We start from the raw sequence: 17,252 nt of genomic DNA, 5'->3' as shown, positions 1-17,252 counted from the left end.
TATGAATCATTACCTATAGAAAATTTATGAATTATAAATGTCCAAAATGCGCTAATACAACTTATGAAATTGGCCAAATGCGTGCCACAGGTGGTACATTATCTAAAATCTTTGATGTTCAGAATAAAAAATTTAGTTCTGTAAGTTGTAAAAAATGCCATTATACAGAGTTTTATAAAGCTAAAACCGGAGCACTAAGTAATATTTTTGATTTGTTTACGAATTAAAAAAATAGAGTAAATACCGCATTGCTGTTAGAGACAAGAATCAATACAGGTTGTAAAGGAACAAAAAGAATTTTAAAAATTAATATCTGTTTATCAATGAGTTAATTTTTAGTCTTTGTACTTAGTTCTAAAAGCTAAGCAGTCTAATATCTTTTATATTATTTTTGCTTTATGGGAATAATTAAAGTTGAAAATATAAGGGTCTTTGCTAATCATGGTTGTTTAAAAGAGGAAACTGCTATTGGTAGCGATTATAGAGTAGATATTAAAATTAAGGCTAATTTACAATCTTCATCAGTTTCAGACGATTTAGCAGACACGGTTGATTATGTGTTTTTAAATCGCGTTGTACGAGAAGAAATGGCAAAGCCTTCTAAATTGCTAGAAAGTGTTGCTAAACGCATTTTAAATCGGTTTTTTGAAGAAGAATCTTTAATTACAAAAGCCACCGTAGCCGTTAGAAAAGTTAATCCACCCATTGGTGGTGATGTTGAAATGGTTACGATTCAAATGACTCATAAACGAAAAAATTAAAGTCATTTTTAGTATTAATAATACTAAAACCTGTAAACATCATCTAAAATATAATTGTTATACCGTATATAATTTTTATATTTGCGCTCTCGCTAATAAAATGAGATTCCTGCTTTAGCAAGAAATTAGGGTGTCGTGGCCGAGTGGCTAGGCAGTGGTCTGCAACACCATCTACAGCGGTTCGAATCCGCTCGACACCTCAAAAAAGAGATACTGAAAAGTGTCTCTTTTTTTATTCCTGATTCTGAGCGTAAAACTTTATCGTTAGTTAATAAGCTATTTACCAAAAGCTTTAATTACTTTTTCTAGCGATAATAAAGTAATCAAAATCAACAACACACTTAATAATAACACGCCAAGCGTAAATAATAAAGCGCCATAAGGCCAATGTTGAATTTTAAAGATAATGCCAAAAAACAAAGTAAAAACCGTACATCCAACGAGAAGATAATATACGATTTTAAGAAACTTATTTTTTTTAAATTTTCTGTTTTTAAAGTAATAAATACCCTCGACTATAAACCAATATACAAAAAGTATTAGTAGCAAAATTTTAAATATATAAGGAATATAAACGATGTGAAACGCTGATACTAAATACTGAAAAACCCAAAGTAAAATCATAAATAACTTTACATAATCTAATTTAGATTTGTGCTTTTTATTTATAAATCGAACACTGTATAATAAGCCTAAAGAAACCGTACCTATTAACATTAAGTGTGTTGCATATGGCCAATGCATAACTTTAAATAATGCGCCAAAAATTACAATTATAATGGAAAGACGTAATGGCAAAGTTAACAAATTAGTCTTCATATTCTAAAAGCTATATAGGATTTACAGATTCAATCTGTTCTATTCCTTTTTCATACAGATCAGGAAAAAGGCCTTGACTTAAAAGTAGGATTCCAAAAGCAAGAATGACTAGAGCTACTATTTTCTTAGTTTTAAAAACACGACGAGGTGTTAATTTATTTTTTAATCGTTTAGCGGCTGCTATTTTAACCAAATCGGTTAAAAAATAGGAGATTAACATTGTTGTAATAAAAATAGTTACTCCGTTCTCAGAGCTAGTTATTGAGGTTCCTATCACAATAAACCCTAGCCAACCTAATAAAACCCCAATATTTATAAAATTGAGTAAAAAACCTTTAATAAAAAGCATTCCATAATCCTTTTTAGGAAGTTCAATTCTATGATGTTCTCTTACAATAGAACGAAAAGATTTTGATGTTTTTATAAAACTGATGAGACCATAAATTACCAAGAGAGTACCACCAAAGACCAATAATTTAGGATCGTCTTTAATGTTTTCTAATAAAGAATCTGTGCTTAAAAAAATAACAAAAATGAAAACAATATCGGCAAAAATCACCCCTAAATCAAAGATAACAGCACTAGTAAACCCTTTAGTTGCTCCTGTTTCTAATAACACAAAAAAAACTGGACCTATAGTAAAGGCTAAAATTATCCCGAAGGGAATGGCTGTTAAGATATCGTCTAACATGTAAAACTTGCGGTTTACACAAAAGTAAGAAACTCAACCGAAACTACATGCGTTTTATTGTACCACCAAGCATGGTGCTTTCATCTACTTGTTTTGGTTCACCATAAATATAGATATTTCCGCCGGCTTTTATTTTTGCATCTGCATATTGAGTTGCATGTACATAGGCTTCTCCAGCAGCATTTATGCTAACTTTAGTTTCTGAGGTTATAAAATCTTGTCCATTGTAAACACCTCCTGTATAAATAGAAATATCTTGGTTTTTAGAACTTCCGGTAACATTAATTATTCCACCTGTAACGGCTCTAAAATTGGCATAGGTAGCTTTTAGTGCAGCTGAGATTTCTGCGCCTTCTTGTACCTTTAAATCCACTTCGTACTGTTCTATAGGTGCTTTAACAGTTACTTTAGCGCCTTCATTTGCATCAATAACATCTATTGTTGTAAAATAAAGTACTACTACAGTATCATTACCATCGTAACTTTCTTCGAGACTCATTCTTATTTTTAATGTACCATTCCTATTAACAAGCTCCACATCATTTCTGTTTTTTCCTGAAATAACGACTTTATTTTCATCTGATTCAATCATTTTGAGATGAATTAAATCAAATACTTTTACCGTTGAAAACGCTCCAATATTTTTTTCTATAGTCTCTTGAGCATTAATCGCTAAAGCGAAAAATAAGCTTATGAATGCAACAATATTTTTCATATTATAATTTATTTTATAGTAAATACCTTCTTACTGAATAACCATTTTAACTGAATTTCCTCTCCGGATTGTTTTTTAATTATACGTCTTTGAGGTGTTAAAACAACAGTAATTACAGCTGAAAGAACAGCTAAAACCATTTGGTTAATATCTGTAAATAGTGCTTGAATGCTAAATCTTACAATCACATAGATAACGGCAAATATTAAAAAAACGTATAAACTTGCTTTTGTTGAAGTCTTCATAATTAAACGGCAACTTTTACAGCTGTTCCTGTAATAGAAACAATTAATGTCGTTGTATTTGCTAAAGTTTCTATATCAACTTGAATGCCAACAACGGCATTTGCACCTAATACTTTAGCATTATTTTGAAGTTTTTGAAATGCTTCTTCTTTAATATTTTCGAGACTTTCTTCATAAATTTCAAAATATTTTTGCTTACTAAACATATCTTTAAAAGACATGCTTTTTCCTTTATAAGAATACGAAGAATTATAAGAAATACCAGTTACAATACCTAAGTAATCTATAATATTATGCCCTTCTATGGAATTGGTTGTTGTGAGAATCATAGTATACTTTATTTACTATATAAGAGTACTATTTTATTTAAGTGTTACAGTAATATTTAATTTTCTTCTTCTGGTTTTCCTACCATGTAGAAATCTAAATGCTTCTTTGTTAAATCAGCATTTTTAACCTTAACAACCACTTCATCACCAAGTTGATACATGGTTCCTGTTTTATTACCAACCATCGCGTATTGATCTTGGTCAAATTGATAGTGATCATCTTTCATATCTCTAACACTGACCATACCTTCACATTTATTAGAAATGATTTCGATATAAATTCCCCAATCGGTTACACCAGAAATCACACCTAAAAATTCTTCATCTTCATGATCTTGCATAAAACGAATTTGCATGTATTTAATAGAATCGCGTTCTGCTTTAGTCGCTAAATATTCCATGTTACTAGAATGTTTACAACGCTCTTCATAAATTTCTTCGTTAGCTGATTTTTCACCATCTAAATATTGTTGTAATAAACGATGTGCCATAACATCGGGATAACGACGAATTGGTGAGGTGAAATGACTGTAATATTCGAATGCCAAACCATAATGTCCGATGTTATGCGTAGTATATTCGGCCTTAGACATGGTTCTTATTGTAAGCGTATCTACTAAATTTTGTTCTTTTTTACCTTCAACATCTTTTAGTAAATTATTTAAAGACGATGAAATACTACCTTTATCTTTAAAATTAAGTTTATGTCCAAAACGCGCAACTACATTTTGAAGCTGTGCAAGTTTTGATTCATCGGGTTCATCGTGAACACGATAAACAAAGGTTTTCTTTTGTTTTCCTACAAATTCTGAAACCTTTCTGTTAGCTAATAACATGAATTCTTCAATCATCTTATTAGCATCTTTACTGGTTTTAAAGAATACACCAACTGGATTTGCTTGGTCGTCTAAATCGAATTTTACTTCTACTTTATCAAAAGAAATGGCGCCATCTCGCATACGTGCATTTCGCATTTTACGCGCCAGTTGATTCATTTTTATAATGGCTTGTGCTACCTCAACTGACGTTTGATATTCTTTTCCTGTTAATGAAACTTCTTCAGGAATTGTAGTATCTATTTTTTCTTTATGCTTAAGAACTTCAGCGTCATTGATTTTCGCATTATTTTCAATTATAGCTTGCGCCTCTTCATAAGCAAAACGCGCATCAGAATAGGTAACGGTCCTACCGAACCATTCGTTTTTAATTTCGCATTTTTCATTCATTTGAAACACAGCAGAAAAGGTATATTTTTCTTCATGTGGACGTAATGAACAAGCGCCATTAGATAATACTTCGGGTAACATTGGTACTACGCGATCCACTAAATAAATAGATGTAGCACGCTCATAAGCTTCATCATCTAAAACGGTTCCTGGTTCTAGATAATGCGATACATCTGCGATATGAATTCCTATTTCGTATAAGCCATTATCTAAAACTTTAAAAGATAAAGCATCATCAAAATCTTTGGCATCTTTAGGATCAATGGTAAAGGTTAAATCTTTACGCATATCACGACGTTTCGCAATTTCTTCAGCAGTAATAGAGGTATCTATCTGATTAGCAAACGCTTCAACTTCATGAGGAAATTCTAATGGTAAACCATATTCGGCCATTATAGAATTAATCTCTGTACCGTGTTCTCCTGGTTTTCCTAAAACTTCGATAACTTTTCCGTTAGGAGAATCGGCTTTTTCTGGCCAATCTTCTAAAGATACTAATACTTTATCGCCGTCTTCAGCTTTCAAGGTTTTGTTAATAGGTACAAAAATATCAGTATACATTTTGTTACTATCAACAACTACAAAAGCAAAATTCTTTTTATCATGAATTTGAATAGAACCAACATATTCCGTTTTAGCACGTTTAATAATATTGGTAATTTCACCTTCTTGCTTGCCGCGATGTTTTCTTTTATATGCGTAGAATTCTACTTCGTCACCATGTAAAGCTTTGTTAATATTGTTTGAAGCGATAAATACATCATCTTCAAAATCGTCTGAAATAATGTAACCATTGCCTTTTGAGGCCATATCTAAAATACCTGTATGATATTCGGTATTAACAATGGCTTTAAATTTACCACGATCGACTTCTTCAATCTCTTGTTTTGCTTTAAGTTGTTGAAGTTTCTTTATAATCTGGTTACGACTACTGGCATCATTAACACCTAGTTTAGCAGCAATTTGTTTGTAATTGAAAGTTGCGTTTCTATCTTTTTTTAAAATACTTAGAATTGTATTTGTAAGGTTGGAAATCTTATTATGAGACGGTTTCCTTTTTTTCTTTTTACTCATTTAATTTGTAATCTATTATTGTATTTGTCATTTTGAATGAAACCAAGCATCTTAGCATATAGTTTAAATTTAAACTATTGAATTTGTACTGCGCTCAATGTGACACTCACAATGACGATGTTTTAAAACTTAATTTAGGTGAAGAGAGGTTATTAAGTTTGATACAAAGTTACGTTTTAATTTTTTAATGGTGTTTAGAGAAGGTTAAATTAATAAAAATTGATGTTATCAACATATATATACATATAATCATTTTTCTTTTAAAATTTAAAAAATAAAATAATGGTTATTATAGTGTGTTAATAGTTACAATAACTTTTTTAAGAATTATTTTGAATACTCGTAGTTTACATTTTACTACACTTTAGTTAACAATAACTTTACATATAACTGCTTCATTTTAAAGCAAAATAAAAAAGCTATTAACAACTGTTAATAACCGATGTTAATAGAATTGAGTGATATGTTTATTATCAAATCCTGTTCATTTCATTACAAATGATGTTTAATAACTTCAGCGAAAAAAATGGTTAACTAATTAGGTTATTAAGTTTCTATTTTGGTTTGAAAAAATAAGTGGATATTCCTAATTTTTATTTTCAAGAGTTGTCAACAGTTATTAACAAGTTATAAGCTTAGTTATGATATGGCTAATTATAATTTACTATTAAATACAAATATTATCGATATACAGTTTTTTTTTGTTTATAAAGTCGATTATAAACAAATATTGTTAAAAATTAAAAAAGTTATGCTAATATTGTAGCCAAATTACTAATATGTAAATATTTAAAGGGGATTATTATGAAACAAAAATTACTTTATTCAGCACTTTTATTTAGTGTGTTATTTTTAAATTTTTCACACGCACAGCAAACTTATGTACCAGATAATTTCTTTGAGCAATTTTTAATTGATCAAGGTTATGATACTGTATTAGATAACTATGTTTTAACGGCTAATATTGAAACTATTGCGTCTCTTGATGTTAATGATATTAACATTACGGATTTAACAGGATTAGCAGATTTTGCAGCATTAACAACCTTAGATGTTTCTAGTACTTTAATTGTTAATTTAAATGTTAGTTCTAATACCGCTTTAACGTATTTAGATGCTAGTGATACAGCAATCACAAGTCTTGATTTAAGTAATAATGTAGTTTTAGAATCTGTTTATTTAGATAACTCAGATATAACGAGTTTAGATGTAAGTAATAATATAGTATTAGACGATTTATATTTAACTAATGCACCAATTTCTAGTATCGATGTCAGTTCTAATACCACTTTAACTGCTTTAGGTGTTTCTGGTACTCAGATTACAAGTATAGATGTTACTAATAATGTAGCATTAACGTTTCTAACGGTTTTTAATACCGAAGTTAATACTTTAGACTTAACTGCAAATACGGCTTTAACAACGTTTAAATCATTAAGTACGCCTTTATTAAATTGTATTTCTGTAGCTGATGAAACTGCTGCAAATGCTGGTACAGGTCTTTATTCTTTTTGGGAAAAAGATGATGCTTGTACGTATAGTGAAGTTTGTAATCTTACGTATGTACCAGATGATGCTTTTGAGCAGTATTTTATAGATTTAGGTTATGATTCAGGTGAATTAGACGATTTTGTACCTACAGCAAATATTATAAATATTACGTCAATAGATATTAGTGGGTCTAGTGTTGTAGATTTAACAGGTATTGAAGATATTATAGGATTAACTAGTTTAGATATTTCTTTTAGTACCGTTAGCGATTTAGATGTAAGTACTTTAGTTTCTTTAACTGAGTTGGTAATATCATATACTTCAATTGATAGCTTAGATTTAAGTGACAATACAACTTTAACAATTTTAGATGCTTCAAACACACCAGAGTTGGAATGTATTCAGGTAGCTGATGAAGATGCTGCAAACGCTGGTACCGGTATATATGCAGATTGGATTAAAGATGCAGATTGTGCTTATAGTGAAGATTGTGAAGCTTATTTAAGTAATCCTGATTATATCTTTTCTGATGTCTTTGTAGGACCAAACCCAGTTAAAAATGAATTAATTATAAGATTAAATAACGATACCGTTTTAAATGCTGTGAGTGTTTATGATGTATCAGGAAAATTAATTTTAAAATCTACAAATTCTACTATTTCTACAAGTCATATCGCTTCTGGTATGTATATGGTACAAATAGCAACAGATAAAGGTAGTTTTACTAGAAGATTAGTAAAAAACTAAATCGTAAATTAAGACATTATTTTATAATTAAAAACCTTGAGAATATTCTCAAGGTTTTTTTCTTTTATAGACTTATTAACATCTAATACCAGTTTCTAATTAACGGACTTTAATTATTCGTAACTTTGTATTATAAAACTAACCAAATATCCGTTTTACGGAAAGAATTTAAATAAGACATGACAATTTCAATAGGAAACGATCACGCAGGATCAGATTATAAATTTGCTATTATAAAACATTTAGAAGCAAAAGGACATAAGGTAACCAATTACGGTACTGATAGTTTAGATAGTGTAGATTATCCAGATTTTGTACATCCTGTTGCTAAAGATGTCGAAGGTAATAAAGTAGATTTTGGCATTTTAATTTGTGGAAGTGCTAATGGTGTCGCTATGACGGCGAATAAATACCAACATGTAAGAGCTGGCGTTTGCTGGACGAGTGAAATTACAGAATTAACACGTTTACATAATAATGCTAATATTATTTGTATTCCGGCACGTTTTACTTCGATTCCGCAAGCTATTAAAATGGTCGATACATTTTTAAACACTAAGTTTGAAGGTGGTCGCCATCAAAATCGTGTGGATAAGATTCCAATGTCATGCTAACAAAATAAATAACGCATATCAATTTTAAATTGATATAAAATGAGTCACTCACATTCTCATAATCATGCTCACGACCTTAATAGTCGTAATTTACTAATTTCTATATTTTTAAATATAGCCATTACAGTTGCTCAGGTTGTTGGTGGTCTATTTTCTGGTAGTTTAGCTTTATTGAGTGATGCACTTCATAATTTTAGTGATGTAGTTTCCTTAATCATAAGTTATATTGCTAATAAATTAGTTAAAAGAAAAGCCTCTTTAATCCGGACATTTGGTTATAAACGTGCCGAGATTTTAGCTGCTTTTATCAATGCATCTACTTTAATAATAGTTGCTGTACTTCTTATAAGTGAAGCGGTTCAACGTTTTCAAAACCCAGAGCAAATTGAATCTGATCTCGTCATTTGGTTATCTCTTTTTGCCATTTTTGGAAATGGTTTTAGTGTTTTATTACTGAAAAAGAATTCCAATCATAATATGAATATGAAAAGTGCCTACCTGCATCTATTAACAGATATGATGGCAAGTGTAGCGGTTTTAATTGGTGGCTTATTAATGAAATATTATAAAATTTGGTGGATCGATAGTGTATTGACCTTTGCCATTGCCATTTATTTGGTTATTATGGGTTGGGATTTACTTAAAAATTCTTTTAGAGTATTGATGCTATTTACACCAGAAACCACATCAGTACAATCTATTGTAGAAGATATACAGACCTTAGAACTTATTAAAAACGTCCACCATGTGCATATTTGGCAATTAAACGAACAAGAAATTCATTTAGAAGCACATATAGATTTTAATGAAGATATCTCACTTTCTGAATTTGATGTTATTCTGAAAGAAATTGAGGAACGCTTGTTTAATAAGTATGCCATTAACCATATTAACATTCAACCAGAATTTGGAAAAGTTGGTGATAAGGCTATTATTGTTCAGGATTAGAATTCCTGCGAAGGAAGTAATCTATTTATTATTGTCCTATAATTTTAAAGATTAACACGCTGCACTCTCAAATACGAATCAATTATTATGCTAAAAATAGAAGTAAAAACTTTCGAAGAATTAACAATTCAACAGCTCTATGACCTGCTTCAACTACGAAGTGAAGTCTTTGTAGTAGAACAAGATTGCGTTTACCAAGATATTGATGGTAAGGACCAAAAAGCACTTCATGTTTTAGGTTATAAAAATGAAAAATTAGTCGCTTATACCCGAGTGTTTCAACCTGGTTATTATTTTAAAGAAGCTAGTATAGGACGCGTTGTAGTGCTAAAAAACGAACGAAAGTATCATTATGGTAATGCAATTATGAAAGCGTCTATAAATGCTATTAAAACACATTATAACGAAACAGTCATTAGAATTTCTGCACAATCCTATTTAAAACAATTTTATAATAATTTAGAATTTTATGAAGTTGGTGAAGGCTATTTAGAAGATGGTATTCCACATATCAACATGATAAAAGCCTAGTTACTTTTCGTAAATCCGCGTTACAACAATTTCTACACGTCTATCTAATTGCGGATCTCCGCCAAGGGGTGCTTTTCTACGCATACCAGCAAATTTCATTCGGTAGTGTTTTACGCCTTTATCTACCAGATAATCGTAGATATATTTTGCACGAGCTAAAGATAGATTCCGTTTTTTAGTTTTACGATCAATAGCATCTCTTTGACCTTGAGTACAGCATACATGACCCTCTATAGTAAAATAAACATTGGTACGTTCAACTAAAATATCAGCTATTCTGTCTAGTACGGGTTTAGATTCTTTGGTTAAATAACTGTACCCTGTTCTAAATAAAAGATTTTCTAATAGAATTTTATCCCCTTCTTTTAAATCGCCTTTCAATATATCCTCAGCAGTTTCTTTTTCCGGTTCTTTAACTTCCTCTTTTACTTTAGGAGGAAAAACAGGTGTGACAATAATTTCAACTTTACGATTTAAACCTCGTATTTTATTTAAGTCATTTTCTTTAATAATATTGACCAAAATTTTACCCTTTCCATCAACATTGGTCATTTTTGACTCATCAAACTCATTATTAGAAAATACTGATTTTATGGCATCAGCACGATTTTGAGATAACACAAGATTATAATTATCACTTCCGCGATCATCTGTAAAGCCATAGATAGAAATCTTCTCAATATCTATATCTTCAATTTTTGATAAAAAAAGTAATAATCTGCTGTGTTCTGTTTCCGGAATATCGTGTTGGTCGGTTTCAAAATAAACCTCGTGTTTCACTTCTTCTTGGGCAAAAGAAAGCTGAACACATAAACATAAAAGTATAGTTAGGAATTTCATTTTATTATAATTTTCTTACTTCCAGAAAATAATTGCGATTATAAATATAAAAAAAATAATTTCTATCTCAAGATACTAGAATATTGTGAGGGATTATTGAGAATAGTCAAAGCTTTTTTAATTTCAATATTATTAGCGGTATAATAGGTATATAAGCCTTCACTGTAAAAATAACGTTTAATAATTTCGTCTGTAAGTAATGATTTTAATTGGGTTTTATTAGCGTCTATAGCATTGGTTTTATAAGTTTTTAGAGCTGCTGTTAAATCATTGTAATCAGATTTAATAACGGCATCTAGTTCTTCTTCTTTAGCAACATTGATAGCATTGATTAATGCTTTTTCAGTTTTTGTTTCAAAATTAAAACCACTTGCTTTTATATAATTTTTAAAATCTTTGAAGTCTGAATCTGATAGTTCAAAGCTTTTTAATGCTTCAACTTTATGATCGTAATAATAATTTGTAGCAAAGTTGAAAACAAGATTTTCTTCTGAAATAGCTTTAGTTATTGGGGTATGCTTTGCAAATTCAACTTCAATATCTGGTTGTACACCGCCACCATCAAATACATCGCGACCATTTCTGGTTTTAAAGACATTATAATTTTCTTGTTCTGTTCTGGTAGCTTTACCATTTTCATCTCTATTCCAGTAATCTAAAGCTTGGATACAGCGTCCTGATGGTGTGTAATACCTAGATATCGTAATTTTCATTTGCGTGCCGTAAATCAACGATTTTGGGCGTTGTACTAAACCTTTACCAAAACTTCGCGTACCAACCACAACGGCACGATCCATATCTTGTAATGCACCAGAAACAATCTCGCTTGCAGAAGCACTTCTTCCATCAATTAAAACCACTAAAGGAATTTCGGTATCAATAGCTTCTCGTTGTGTATAATAGGTTTTATTGTATTTTTTTACCTTAGATTTAGTGGTCACTACCAATTGATTTTGCGGTACAAAAATATTAGTGACGTTAACAGCTTCACTTAATAAACCACCAGGATTTCCTCTAAGATCCAAAATTAATTGCGTGGCACCTTGATTTTTTAATGCTTTAATAGCACTCATAGTTTCAGCTGATGCTTTATCATTAAATTTTCTGAGTACCACATAACCTGTTTTTTCATCGACCATAGAATAATGAGGTACAGCTTTAATCTCTAAGGATTCTCTTATAATTTTTACCGTTGTAGTTTTTTCTTGTCTTTTATAGGTAACCGAAACTTCAGTACCTGCAGCACCTTGTAGTAAATTGGCAGCATCATCTTTAAAATCGGCAACGGTTACGTTATCTACTTTTATGATTTCGTCTCCAGCTTTAAGTCCGGCTTTGTCTGCAGCATAATTTTTATAAGGTTCTATAATAACCAATTTGTTTTCTAAAGTTAAAACTCTAGCTCCAATGCCTGTGTAATCACCAGCATTATTAATTCTAGACGCTTCTACATCTTGTTCGTTATAAAACTGGGTGTAAGGATCTAAATCGTTCAACATGCTTTTAATCGCTGTATCCATAAGGTTTCCAGGATTAGTATCATCAACATAATTCATGTTGATTTCCTTATAAAGCGTGGTAAATATTTCGATTTGTTTGGCTATTTCAAAAAAGTCATTTTTGAATGCTGTGGTGCCAAAAAAAATAAGCACAGCTAAAATTGGGAACAGGATTCTTTTATGTAATAGGTGTCTCATGTTTTAGTAGTATTAGTACCAGATGTTTTAATTAATGGGGCGTTTTTAGCCAAGAATTTTTTAAACAGTACTGTCATAGTTTGGTTAAGTTTATCAAAAGATGTTCCACCTTTACCAATATACAAAATCATAAACGCATAAGATGCAGAACTATTGTTAAAATACAAGGGTTTATTAAGCCTGTAGGTTTCTCTTAACAAACGTTTAATTTTATTTCTAGAAACCGCTGTTTTATGTAATCTTTTGCTAACAGAAACCCCTGTTTTTAGTAGCGAACCATCTTCAAATTTAGTTTGTATGTAGACCAATCTTAAGGGATAAGCGGTAACTACTTTTCCGTTTGTAAACAGCTCTTCTATAAGCTTTTTACTTTTTAGTTTATCTTTTTTGGCGTATGTAAAAGACATCTTAATAAATTATGCTTTTAGTAAAGCTTTAAAATTTAGGGTATTCTTTAATATAACAAAGTAAGTTTAAATCTTAGCAATACTAAAGCTTTAGTAGTAAAAGTTTACGATTTGTAGAAATTCGAGGCCTAAATATTGATTCTCGTTTATTTACAAGAATATTAGGTTACTTTTGTTGTGAAGATTTTTCATTCTAACCCCAATAAACCGCTACAATGAGAAAAAGAAAATCTCTACTTATTATAATTGCCCTTATTTTTAGTTTTACCCTCTACGGCTTTTATACATTTTATATTGATACTAATGATAATTTAAAGTCTATTTACTTAGTTCCTAAAGATGCGGTTTATATCATAGAAACTCAAGATCCTATAGATAATTGGAACGACATCAGTAAAAGTGATATCTGGAACCATCTTAATACCAATACTTATTTTAATGAATTAGCAGAAAGCCTTAATAAAATTGATACGATTTTTAAACAAGAAAAAAGTGTTTTTGAAAGCATAGGAAATAGAGAAGTTTTAATTTCTGCTCATGTTTATAAGCCTAAGAAATACGATTTTTTCTATGTGGTAGATTTACAAAAAATAGCAAAACTAAATATTTTAAAAAATCATTTAAACAGCTTTACCGATAGTAATTATAAGGTGAGTAAACGCAAATATCACAATCACGAAATTATTGAGATTTACGATGTAACCGACCGTGAAACTTTACATATTAGTTTTATTAAAAATCAAATGATTGCGTCTTATGTACATACTTTGGTAGAAGCTTCAATAGATCAATATTTAGAACCAGAAATTGGTCGAAATTTAGATTTTATTGAAGTTGAAAAAGAAGTTGGTTATGGTGATATGTTTCGATTGTATTTACAGTACCAATATTTCGAAGATTATTTAAAAGTTTTTTCTAATGAATCTGGTGCCTTAACAAAGACATTGAGTAAGAGCTTACTTTTTAGTGGATTTAATTTTGATTTGGATGATAATACCATAACAGCAAACGGTATTACCAACTATAATGAGACGGTAAGCATTTATTTAAAATCACTTCAAAATTCGGGTAAAAGTTCTAGGCGAATCCCAGAGATAGCACCAAAAGAAACTGCTTTTTATTTGAGTTTTACCTTTGATCGTTTTGATAAATTCTACAGTAATTTTGAGAATGTATTAAAAGAAAAACCAGAAGAATTTAAAAGTTATTTAGATGGCACAGAACAAATAGAAAATTTCCTAAAAATAGATTTAGAAAAGCATTTTATAAGTTGGATAGATGATGAAATTGCCCTAATTCAATTGCACTCTACAGTAACTAATTCTAAAAAAGATGTTGCGTTTATCTTAAAAACAACCGATAGTGATGATGCTAAAAAGAACTTACATTTTATTTTAGAACAAATAAGACGCCGGAGTCCTGCCAAATTTAAAGAAGTCAGTTACAAAGGACATGCAATTAATTATATGGATATTAAAGGCTTTTTTAAAGCCTTATTAGGAGATTTATTCAAAGAAATTGATAGACCGTATTTTACAGTTATAGATGATTATGTGGTTTTTAGTAACCATCCTAACACCTTAAAAAGTATAATTACCAGCTATATTAATGATCAAACACTAGCAAATTTTGAATCTTTTGAAGATTTTGATAATAATTTTGATAGTCGATCTAGTGTTTTTGCTTATATAAACGCACCATATCTATACAATAGTGCTTATAATTTTTTAGATGCTAATACCAGAAAGGAGTTACAGGCTAATAAAGATTATTTTATCTGCTTTTCACAAATAGGGATTCAATTGCAATCCGAAGATGATTTTTTTGAAACGAAGCTAGTTGTAGACTACGAAGATCCCGAAATTGTAAAAAGCAAATACACTTTCATGGATACTGCTTTTAAATCTAAAAGAAGTACCACTACAAAACAAGTTGAACTCACTGAAGCGACTATTAACAAGGCTACTGTTTTTAATATTAAAGAAATCTTTCCAACAGATTTAACCGCTAAGAAATTTAAAAAGACCTATTACAACGGTAAAACACGATTTTCTGTAGAACTCAAAAATGGATTAAAACACGGCGATTATTTAGAGTATTACAGTAATGGAAAATTAAAAATTAAAGGAAAATACAAAAGAGACCAGCAAGATGGGACCTGGCGTGTTTATAATTACCAAGAGGATGTGGTGTTTAAAAAACGATTTTAAGCAAACATTTATAAAATAAAAAAGAGCATAACCGCCAGTTATGCTCTTTTTATTTAGATTATTATAGGTTTTACTCTACAGTAATTATATTGTTTGTTCTATTAACATCTGCCATCATTTGTGAGGCATCTATTTCAACTGATTTTACAGCCTTTTTAGCATCAAAAGTATAGGTTGGCATTGCCCAAGCCCAATCTTCAATTATAGTGGCTGTGGTTGGCTTTTCGCCACGCATCATTTGAAGTGGAATATAAAAATCTTCCGAAGTACCATCTGTGTAGGTTACGGTAAGGTCTAAAGGCATTGGCATTAAACCAATACGCTCTAAAGTAATCGATGTATCTTCTACCGCTTTAACCCCATAATCAATTGTATTTGTAGTTTGTGCAAAATCTATAAAGTACCAGTCGAGTTCAAGGTCTGTAATACGCTCAGCTGTACGAATAACATCAAAAGGCTTAGGGTGTTTAAACTTAAAATCTTCGTAGTATTTCTTTATGGTTTTATCCAAATTCTCTTCACCAATTATATAACCTAATTGTGCTAATAATACAGCTCCTTTACTATAAGCAGCAGCACCATATGCTTGGTTGAAGGCGTAACGATCCGAGTGGGTTGTTAAGGGTTGTTCAAAACCAGAATTTGCTAAAGCAATATAACTAGCATAAGCACGTGCTAGAGGATTTTTACTTTTTTCTTCCTTAAAAATTTCCATGGCTAAGTTTGAAATATAAGTCGTAAAACCTTCATCCATCCATTCGTGTTTAGATTCATTTGAAGCCAATAAAAATTGAAACCAAGTGTGAGCTAGCTCGTGTGCAGTTACACCCAATAAACTACCGTAGCTGCGTTCTCCAGTAATTAATGTGCTCATGGCATATTCCATACCACCATCGCCACCTTGAATTACAGAGTATTGCTCGTAAGGATACGTACCAATTTCTTCATTAAAGAAGTTCATTAATTCTGCGGTATCTGATTGTAATTTTTTCCAATTGTCTAAATACTGTTGATCTAAAGTACTTTTATAGTAGAAATGTAATAATGGTCCATTTGGCATTTGTAAGGTATCGTGAATATAATCTGGATCAGCACCCCAAGTAAAATCATGCACTTTTGGCGCTTTAAAATGTAGCGTTTTCTTTCCTGATTCTACAGTAGGTTCGCCTTGAAGATACCCCGTTCCTCCTACAACATAATCCTTATCAATTGTTAATTTTACATCAAAATCACCCCAAACACCATGGAATTCTCTTCCGATATAAGGATCAGCGTGCCATCCTTCATCATCGTATTCAGCTAATTTAGGATACCATTGAGACATTGATAAAGCTACACCTTCTTTGCTATTTCTTCCTGAACGACGAATTTGAACCGGTACTTGCGCATCAAAATCCATATCAAAGGTTACTTTCTCCCCTGGTTGAATAGGTTCTGCTAATTGTACTTCTAAGACCGTTCCAACAGTTTTGTAAGCTATTGCTGTTCCGTTTTGTTGTAATGAATTGACTTTAATATAACCAATTTCATTGGGTTTAAGCTTACTAATACGGTCGCCCACTCTTGGATCGGGATCTTTTATAGTTCGCGATCGTACATCCATTTCACTACCAGGTTGAAACGCATTAAAAAATAAATGATAATAAACATTATTGATTACGTCGGGTGAATTGTTAGTATAAACCAACTTTTGCTTCCCTTGATATTGGTAGTTATTAACATCCATATCAATTTCCATCGCATAATCTACATGTTGTTGCCAATAACTATTTGTGGTGTTATTAGTTTTTGTAGCCGTTGTGAGGGTCTGTTCTGCAGTACCACAAGCGGTAAAAATTAAAAGAGAAAAAAGACTTAGAATGAAATATTTCATAGAATTTATGGGTTTTTATTAGGGGTTATTTTGT

General features: G+C 30.8%; 17 protein-coding genes and 1 tRNA gene. 8 read left to right on the top strand and 10 right to left on the bottom strand.

What is annotated here, in order from left to right; translation table 11 throughout:
- Positions 1-26 precede the first annotated feature (26 nt).
- From HM982_RS11350 to HM982_RS11340, 3 genes are all read left to right on the top strand, one after another.
- Positions 27-227, top strand: coding sequence for a zinc ribbon domain-containing protein (locus tag HM982_RS11350; RefSeq protein WP_179353321.1), 201 nt, complete (start codon positions 27-29; stop codon positions 225-227).
- Between the two features lie 171 nt (positions 228-398).
- Positions 399-761 (top strand): dihydroneopterin aldolase, encoded by a 363-nt coding sequence (folB, locus tag HM982_RS11345; protein WP_179353320.1) that lies wholly within the window; start codon positions 399-401, stop codon positions 759-761.
- 129 nt (positions 762-890) lie between these two features.
- Positions 891-961, top strand: a tRNA-Cys gene (locus HM982_RS11340).
- A gap of 76 nt (positions 962-1,037) precedes the next feature.
- Here the strand turns inward: HM982_RS11340 and HM982_RS18455 are convergent.
- Genes HM982_RS18455 through HM982_RS11310 form a run of 6 tightly spaced genes read right to left on the bottom strand, consistent with a single transcriptional unit; the run spans position 1,038 to position 5,860 of the window.
- Complete coding sequence (locus HM982_RS18455) at positions 1,038-1,580, bottom strand: GldL-related protein (RefSeq protein ID WP_218849832.1); 543 nt, start codon at positions 1,578-1,580, stop codon at positions 1,038-1,040.
- 10 nt (positions 1,581-1,590) lie between these two features.
- Complete coding sequence (locus tag HM982_RS11330; RefSeq protein WP_179353318.1) at positions 1,591-2,271, bottom strand: LysE family translocator; 681 nt, start codon at positions 2,269-2,271, stop codon at positions 1,591-1,593.
- Between the two features lie 43 nt (positions 2,272-2,314).
- Positions 2,315-2,986 (bottom strand): head GIN domain-containing protein, encoded by a 672-nt coding sequence (locus HM982_RS11325; protein ID WP_179353317.1) that lies wholly within the window; start codon positions 2,984-2,986, stop codon positions 2,315-2,317.
- 8 nt (positions 2,987-2,994) lie between these two features.
- Positions 2,995-3,231 (bottom strand): hypothetical protein, encoded by a 237-nt coding sequence (locus HM982_RS11320; protein WP_179353315.1) that lies wholly within the window; start codon positions 3,229-3,231, stop codon positions 2,995-2,997.
- A gap of 2 nt (positions 3,232-3,233) precedes the next feature.
- A complete protein-coding gene (locus HM982_RS11315; protein WP_179353314.1) occupies positions 3,234-3,560 on the bottom strand; it encodes a YbjQ family protein in 327 nt (108 codons plus the stop codon).
- Between the two features lie 56 nt (positions 3,561-3,616).
- Positions 3,617-5,860, bottom strand: a complete 2,244-nt coding sequence (locus HM982_RS11310) for a ribonuclease R family protein (RefSeq protein WP_179353312.1) — start codon at positions 5,858-5,860, stop codon at positions 3,617-3,619.
- An 804-nt stretch (positions 5,861-6,664) separates the two neighbouring features.
- On the opposite strand from HM982_RS11310, the gene HM982_RS11305 reads away from it, so the two are divergent.
- The 4 genes from HM982_RS11305 (at position 6,665) to HM982_RS11290 (ending at position 10,191) form a co-directional block, all read left to right on the top strand.
- Positions 6,665-8,098 carry a T9SS type A sorting domain-containing protein gene (locus HM982_RS11305; protein WP_179353310.1) on the top strand — a complete coding sequence of 478 codons (1,434 nt, stop codon included), beginning with the start codon at positions 6,665-6,667 and terminating at the stop codon, positions 8,096-8,098.
- 179 nt (positions 8,099-8,277) lie between these two features.
- Complete coding sequence (rpiB, locus tag HM982_RS11300; RefSeq protein WP_179353309.1) at positions 8,278-8,712, top strand: ribose 5-phosphate isomerase B; 435 nt, start codon at positions 8,278-8,280, stop codon at positions 8,710-8,712.
- Between the two features lie 39 nt (positions 8,713-8,751).
- Positions 8,752-9,660 carry a cation diffusion facilitator family transporter gene (locus HM982_RS11295; protein ID WP_179353307.1) on the top strand — a complete coding sequence of 303 codons (909 nt, stop codon included), beginning with the start codon at positions 8,752-8,754 and terminating at the stop codon, positions 9,658-9,660.
- Positions 9,661-9,747: 87 nt separating this feature from the next.
- Entirely contained in the window at positions 9,748-10,191 is a 444-nt protein-coding gene (locus HM982_RS11290; RefSeq protein ID WP_179353305.1) for a GNAT family N-acetyltransferase, read from the top strand.
- Here HM982_RS11290 and HM982_RS11285 read toward each other — a convergent pair whose 3' ends face one another.
- From HM982_RS11285 to rnpA, 3 genes are all read right to left on the bottom strand, one after another.
- The gene (locus HM982_RS11285; RefSeq protein ID WP_179353304.1) at positions 10,192-11,031 is read right to left on the bottom strand and encodes an OmpA family protein; all 840 of its coding nucleotides are present in this window, start codon (positions 11,029-11,031) and stop codon (positions 10,192-10,194) included. It lies immediately after the preceding gene.
- A 62-nt stretch (positions 11,032-11,093) separates the two neighbouring features.
- Positions 11,094-12,728 (bottom strand): S41 family peptidase, encoded by a 1,635-nt coding sequence (locus tag HM982_RS11280; protein ID WP_179353302.1) that lies wholly within the window; start codon positions 12,726-12,728, stop codon positions 11,094-11,096.
- Complete coding sequence (rnpA, locus tag HM982_RS11275) at positions 12,725-13,135, bottom strand: ribonuclease P protein component (RefSeq protein WP_179353300.1); 411 nt, start codon at positions 13,133-13,135, stop codon at positions 12,725-12,727. The genes HM982_RS11280 and rnpA overlap by 4 nt, the downstream gene beginning before the upstream one ends.
- Positions 13,136-13,350: 215 nt before the next feature.
- On the opposite strand from rnpA, the gene HM982_RS11270 reads away from it, so the two are divergent.
- Positions 13,351-15,345, top strand: coding sequence for a DUF3352 domain-containing protein (locus HM982_RS11270; RefSeq protein WP_179353298.1), 1,995 nt, complete (start codon positions 13,351-13,353; stop codon positions 15,343-15,345).
- Between the two features lie 70 nt (positions 15,346-15,415).
- Here the strand turns inward: HM982_RS11270 and HM982_RS11265 are convergent, their stop codons facing one another.
- Positions 15,416-17,218, bottom strand: coding sequence for a M1 family metallopeptidase (locus HM982_RS11265; RefSeq protein WP_179353297.1), 1,803 nt, complete (start codon positions 17,216-17,218; stop codon positions 15,416-15,418).
- Positions 17,219-17,252: the final 34 nt, after the last annotated feature.

Source organism: Winogradskyella vidalii, from assembly GCF_013403955.1.
Taxonomy (GTDB): Bacteria; Bacteroidota; Bacteroidia; order Flavobacteriales; family Flavobacteriaceae; genus Winogradskyella; species Winogradskyella vidalii.
Note: the sequence above shows the minus strand (reverse complement) of the source record. Positions and strands in the feature narration are given on the sequence as shown.

Excerpts from the sequence above, each read along its gene's own strand:
- rnpA (WP_179353300.1), bottom strand. The coding sequence starts at position 13,135 with ATGTCTTTTACATACGCCAAAAAAGATAAACTAAAAAGTAAAAAGCTT.
- HM982_RS11310 (WP_179353312.1), bottom strand. The coding sequence starts at position 5,860 with ATGAGTAAAAAGAAAAAAAGGAAACCGTCTCATAATAAGATTTCCAAC.
- HM982_RS11295 (WP_179353307.1), top strand. The coding sequence starts at position 8,752 with ATGAGTCACTCACATTCTCATAATCATGCTCACGACCTTAATAGTCGT.
- HM982_RS11305 (WP_179353310.1), top strand. The coding sequence starts at position 6,665 with ATGAAACAAAAATTACTTTATTCAGCACTTTTATTTAGTGTGTTATTT.
- HM982_RS11285 (WP_179353304.1), bottom strand. The coding sequence starts at position 11,031 with ATGAAATTCCTAACTATACTTTTATGTTTATGTGTTCAGCTTTCTTTT.
- HM982_RS11280 (WP_179353302.1), bottom strand. The coding sequence starts at position 12,728 with ATGAGACACCTATTACATAAAAGAATCCTGTTCCCAATTTTAGCTGTG.
- HM982_RS18455 (WP_218849832.1), bottom strand. The coding sequence starts at position 1,580 with ATGAAGACTAATTTGTTAACTTTGCCATTACGTCTTTCCATTATAATT.
- HM982_RS11290 (WP_179353305.1), top strand. The coding sequence starts at position 9,748 with ATGCTAAAAATAGAAGTAAAAACTTTCGAAGAATTAACAATTCAACAG.
- HM982_RS11270 (WP_179353298.1), top strand. The coding sequence starts at position 13,351 with ATGAGAAAAAGAAAATCTCTACTTATTATAATTGCCCTTATTTTTAGT.
- HM982_RS11265 (WP_179353297.1), bottom strand. The coding sequence starts at position 17,218 with ATGAAATATTTCATTCTAAGTCTTTTTTCTCTTTTAATTTTTACCGCT.
- HM982_RS11320 (WP_179353315.1), bottom strand. The coding sequence starts at position 3,231 with ATGAAGACTTCAACAAAAGCAAGTTTATACGTTTTTTTAATATTTGCC.
- HM982_RS11350 (WP_179353321.1), top strand. The coding sequence starts at position 27 with ATGAATTATAAATGTCCAAAATGCGCTAATACAACTTATGAAATTGGC.
- HM982_RS11330 (WP_179353318.1), bottom strand. The coding sequence starts at position 2,271 with ATGTTAGACGATATCTTAACAGCCATTCCCTTCGGGATAATTTTAGCC.
- HM982_RS11325 (WP_179353317.1), bottom strand. The coding sequence starts at position 2,986 with ATGAAAAATATTGTTGCATTCATAAGCTTATTTTTCGCTTTAGCGATT.
- rpiB (WP_179353309.1), top strand. The coding sequence starts at position 8,278 with ATGACAATTTCAATAGGAAACGATCACGCAGGATCAGATTATAAATTT.
- HM982_RS11315 (WP_179353314.1), bottom strand. The coding sequence starts at position 3,560 with ATGATTCTCACAACAACCAATTCCATAGAAGGGCATAATATTATAGAT.
- folB (WP_179353320.1), top strand. The coding sequence starts at position 399 with ATGGGAATAATTAAAGTTGAAAATATAAGGGTCTTTGCTAATCATGGT.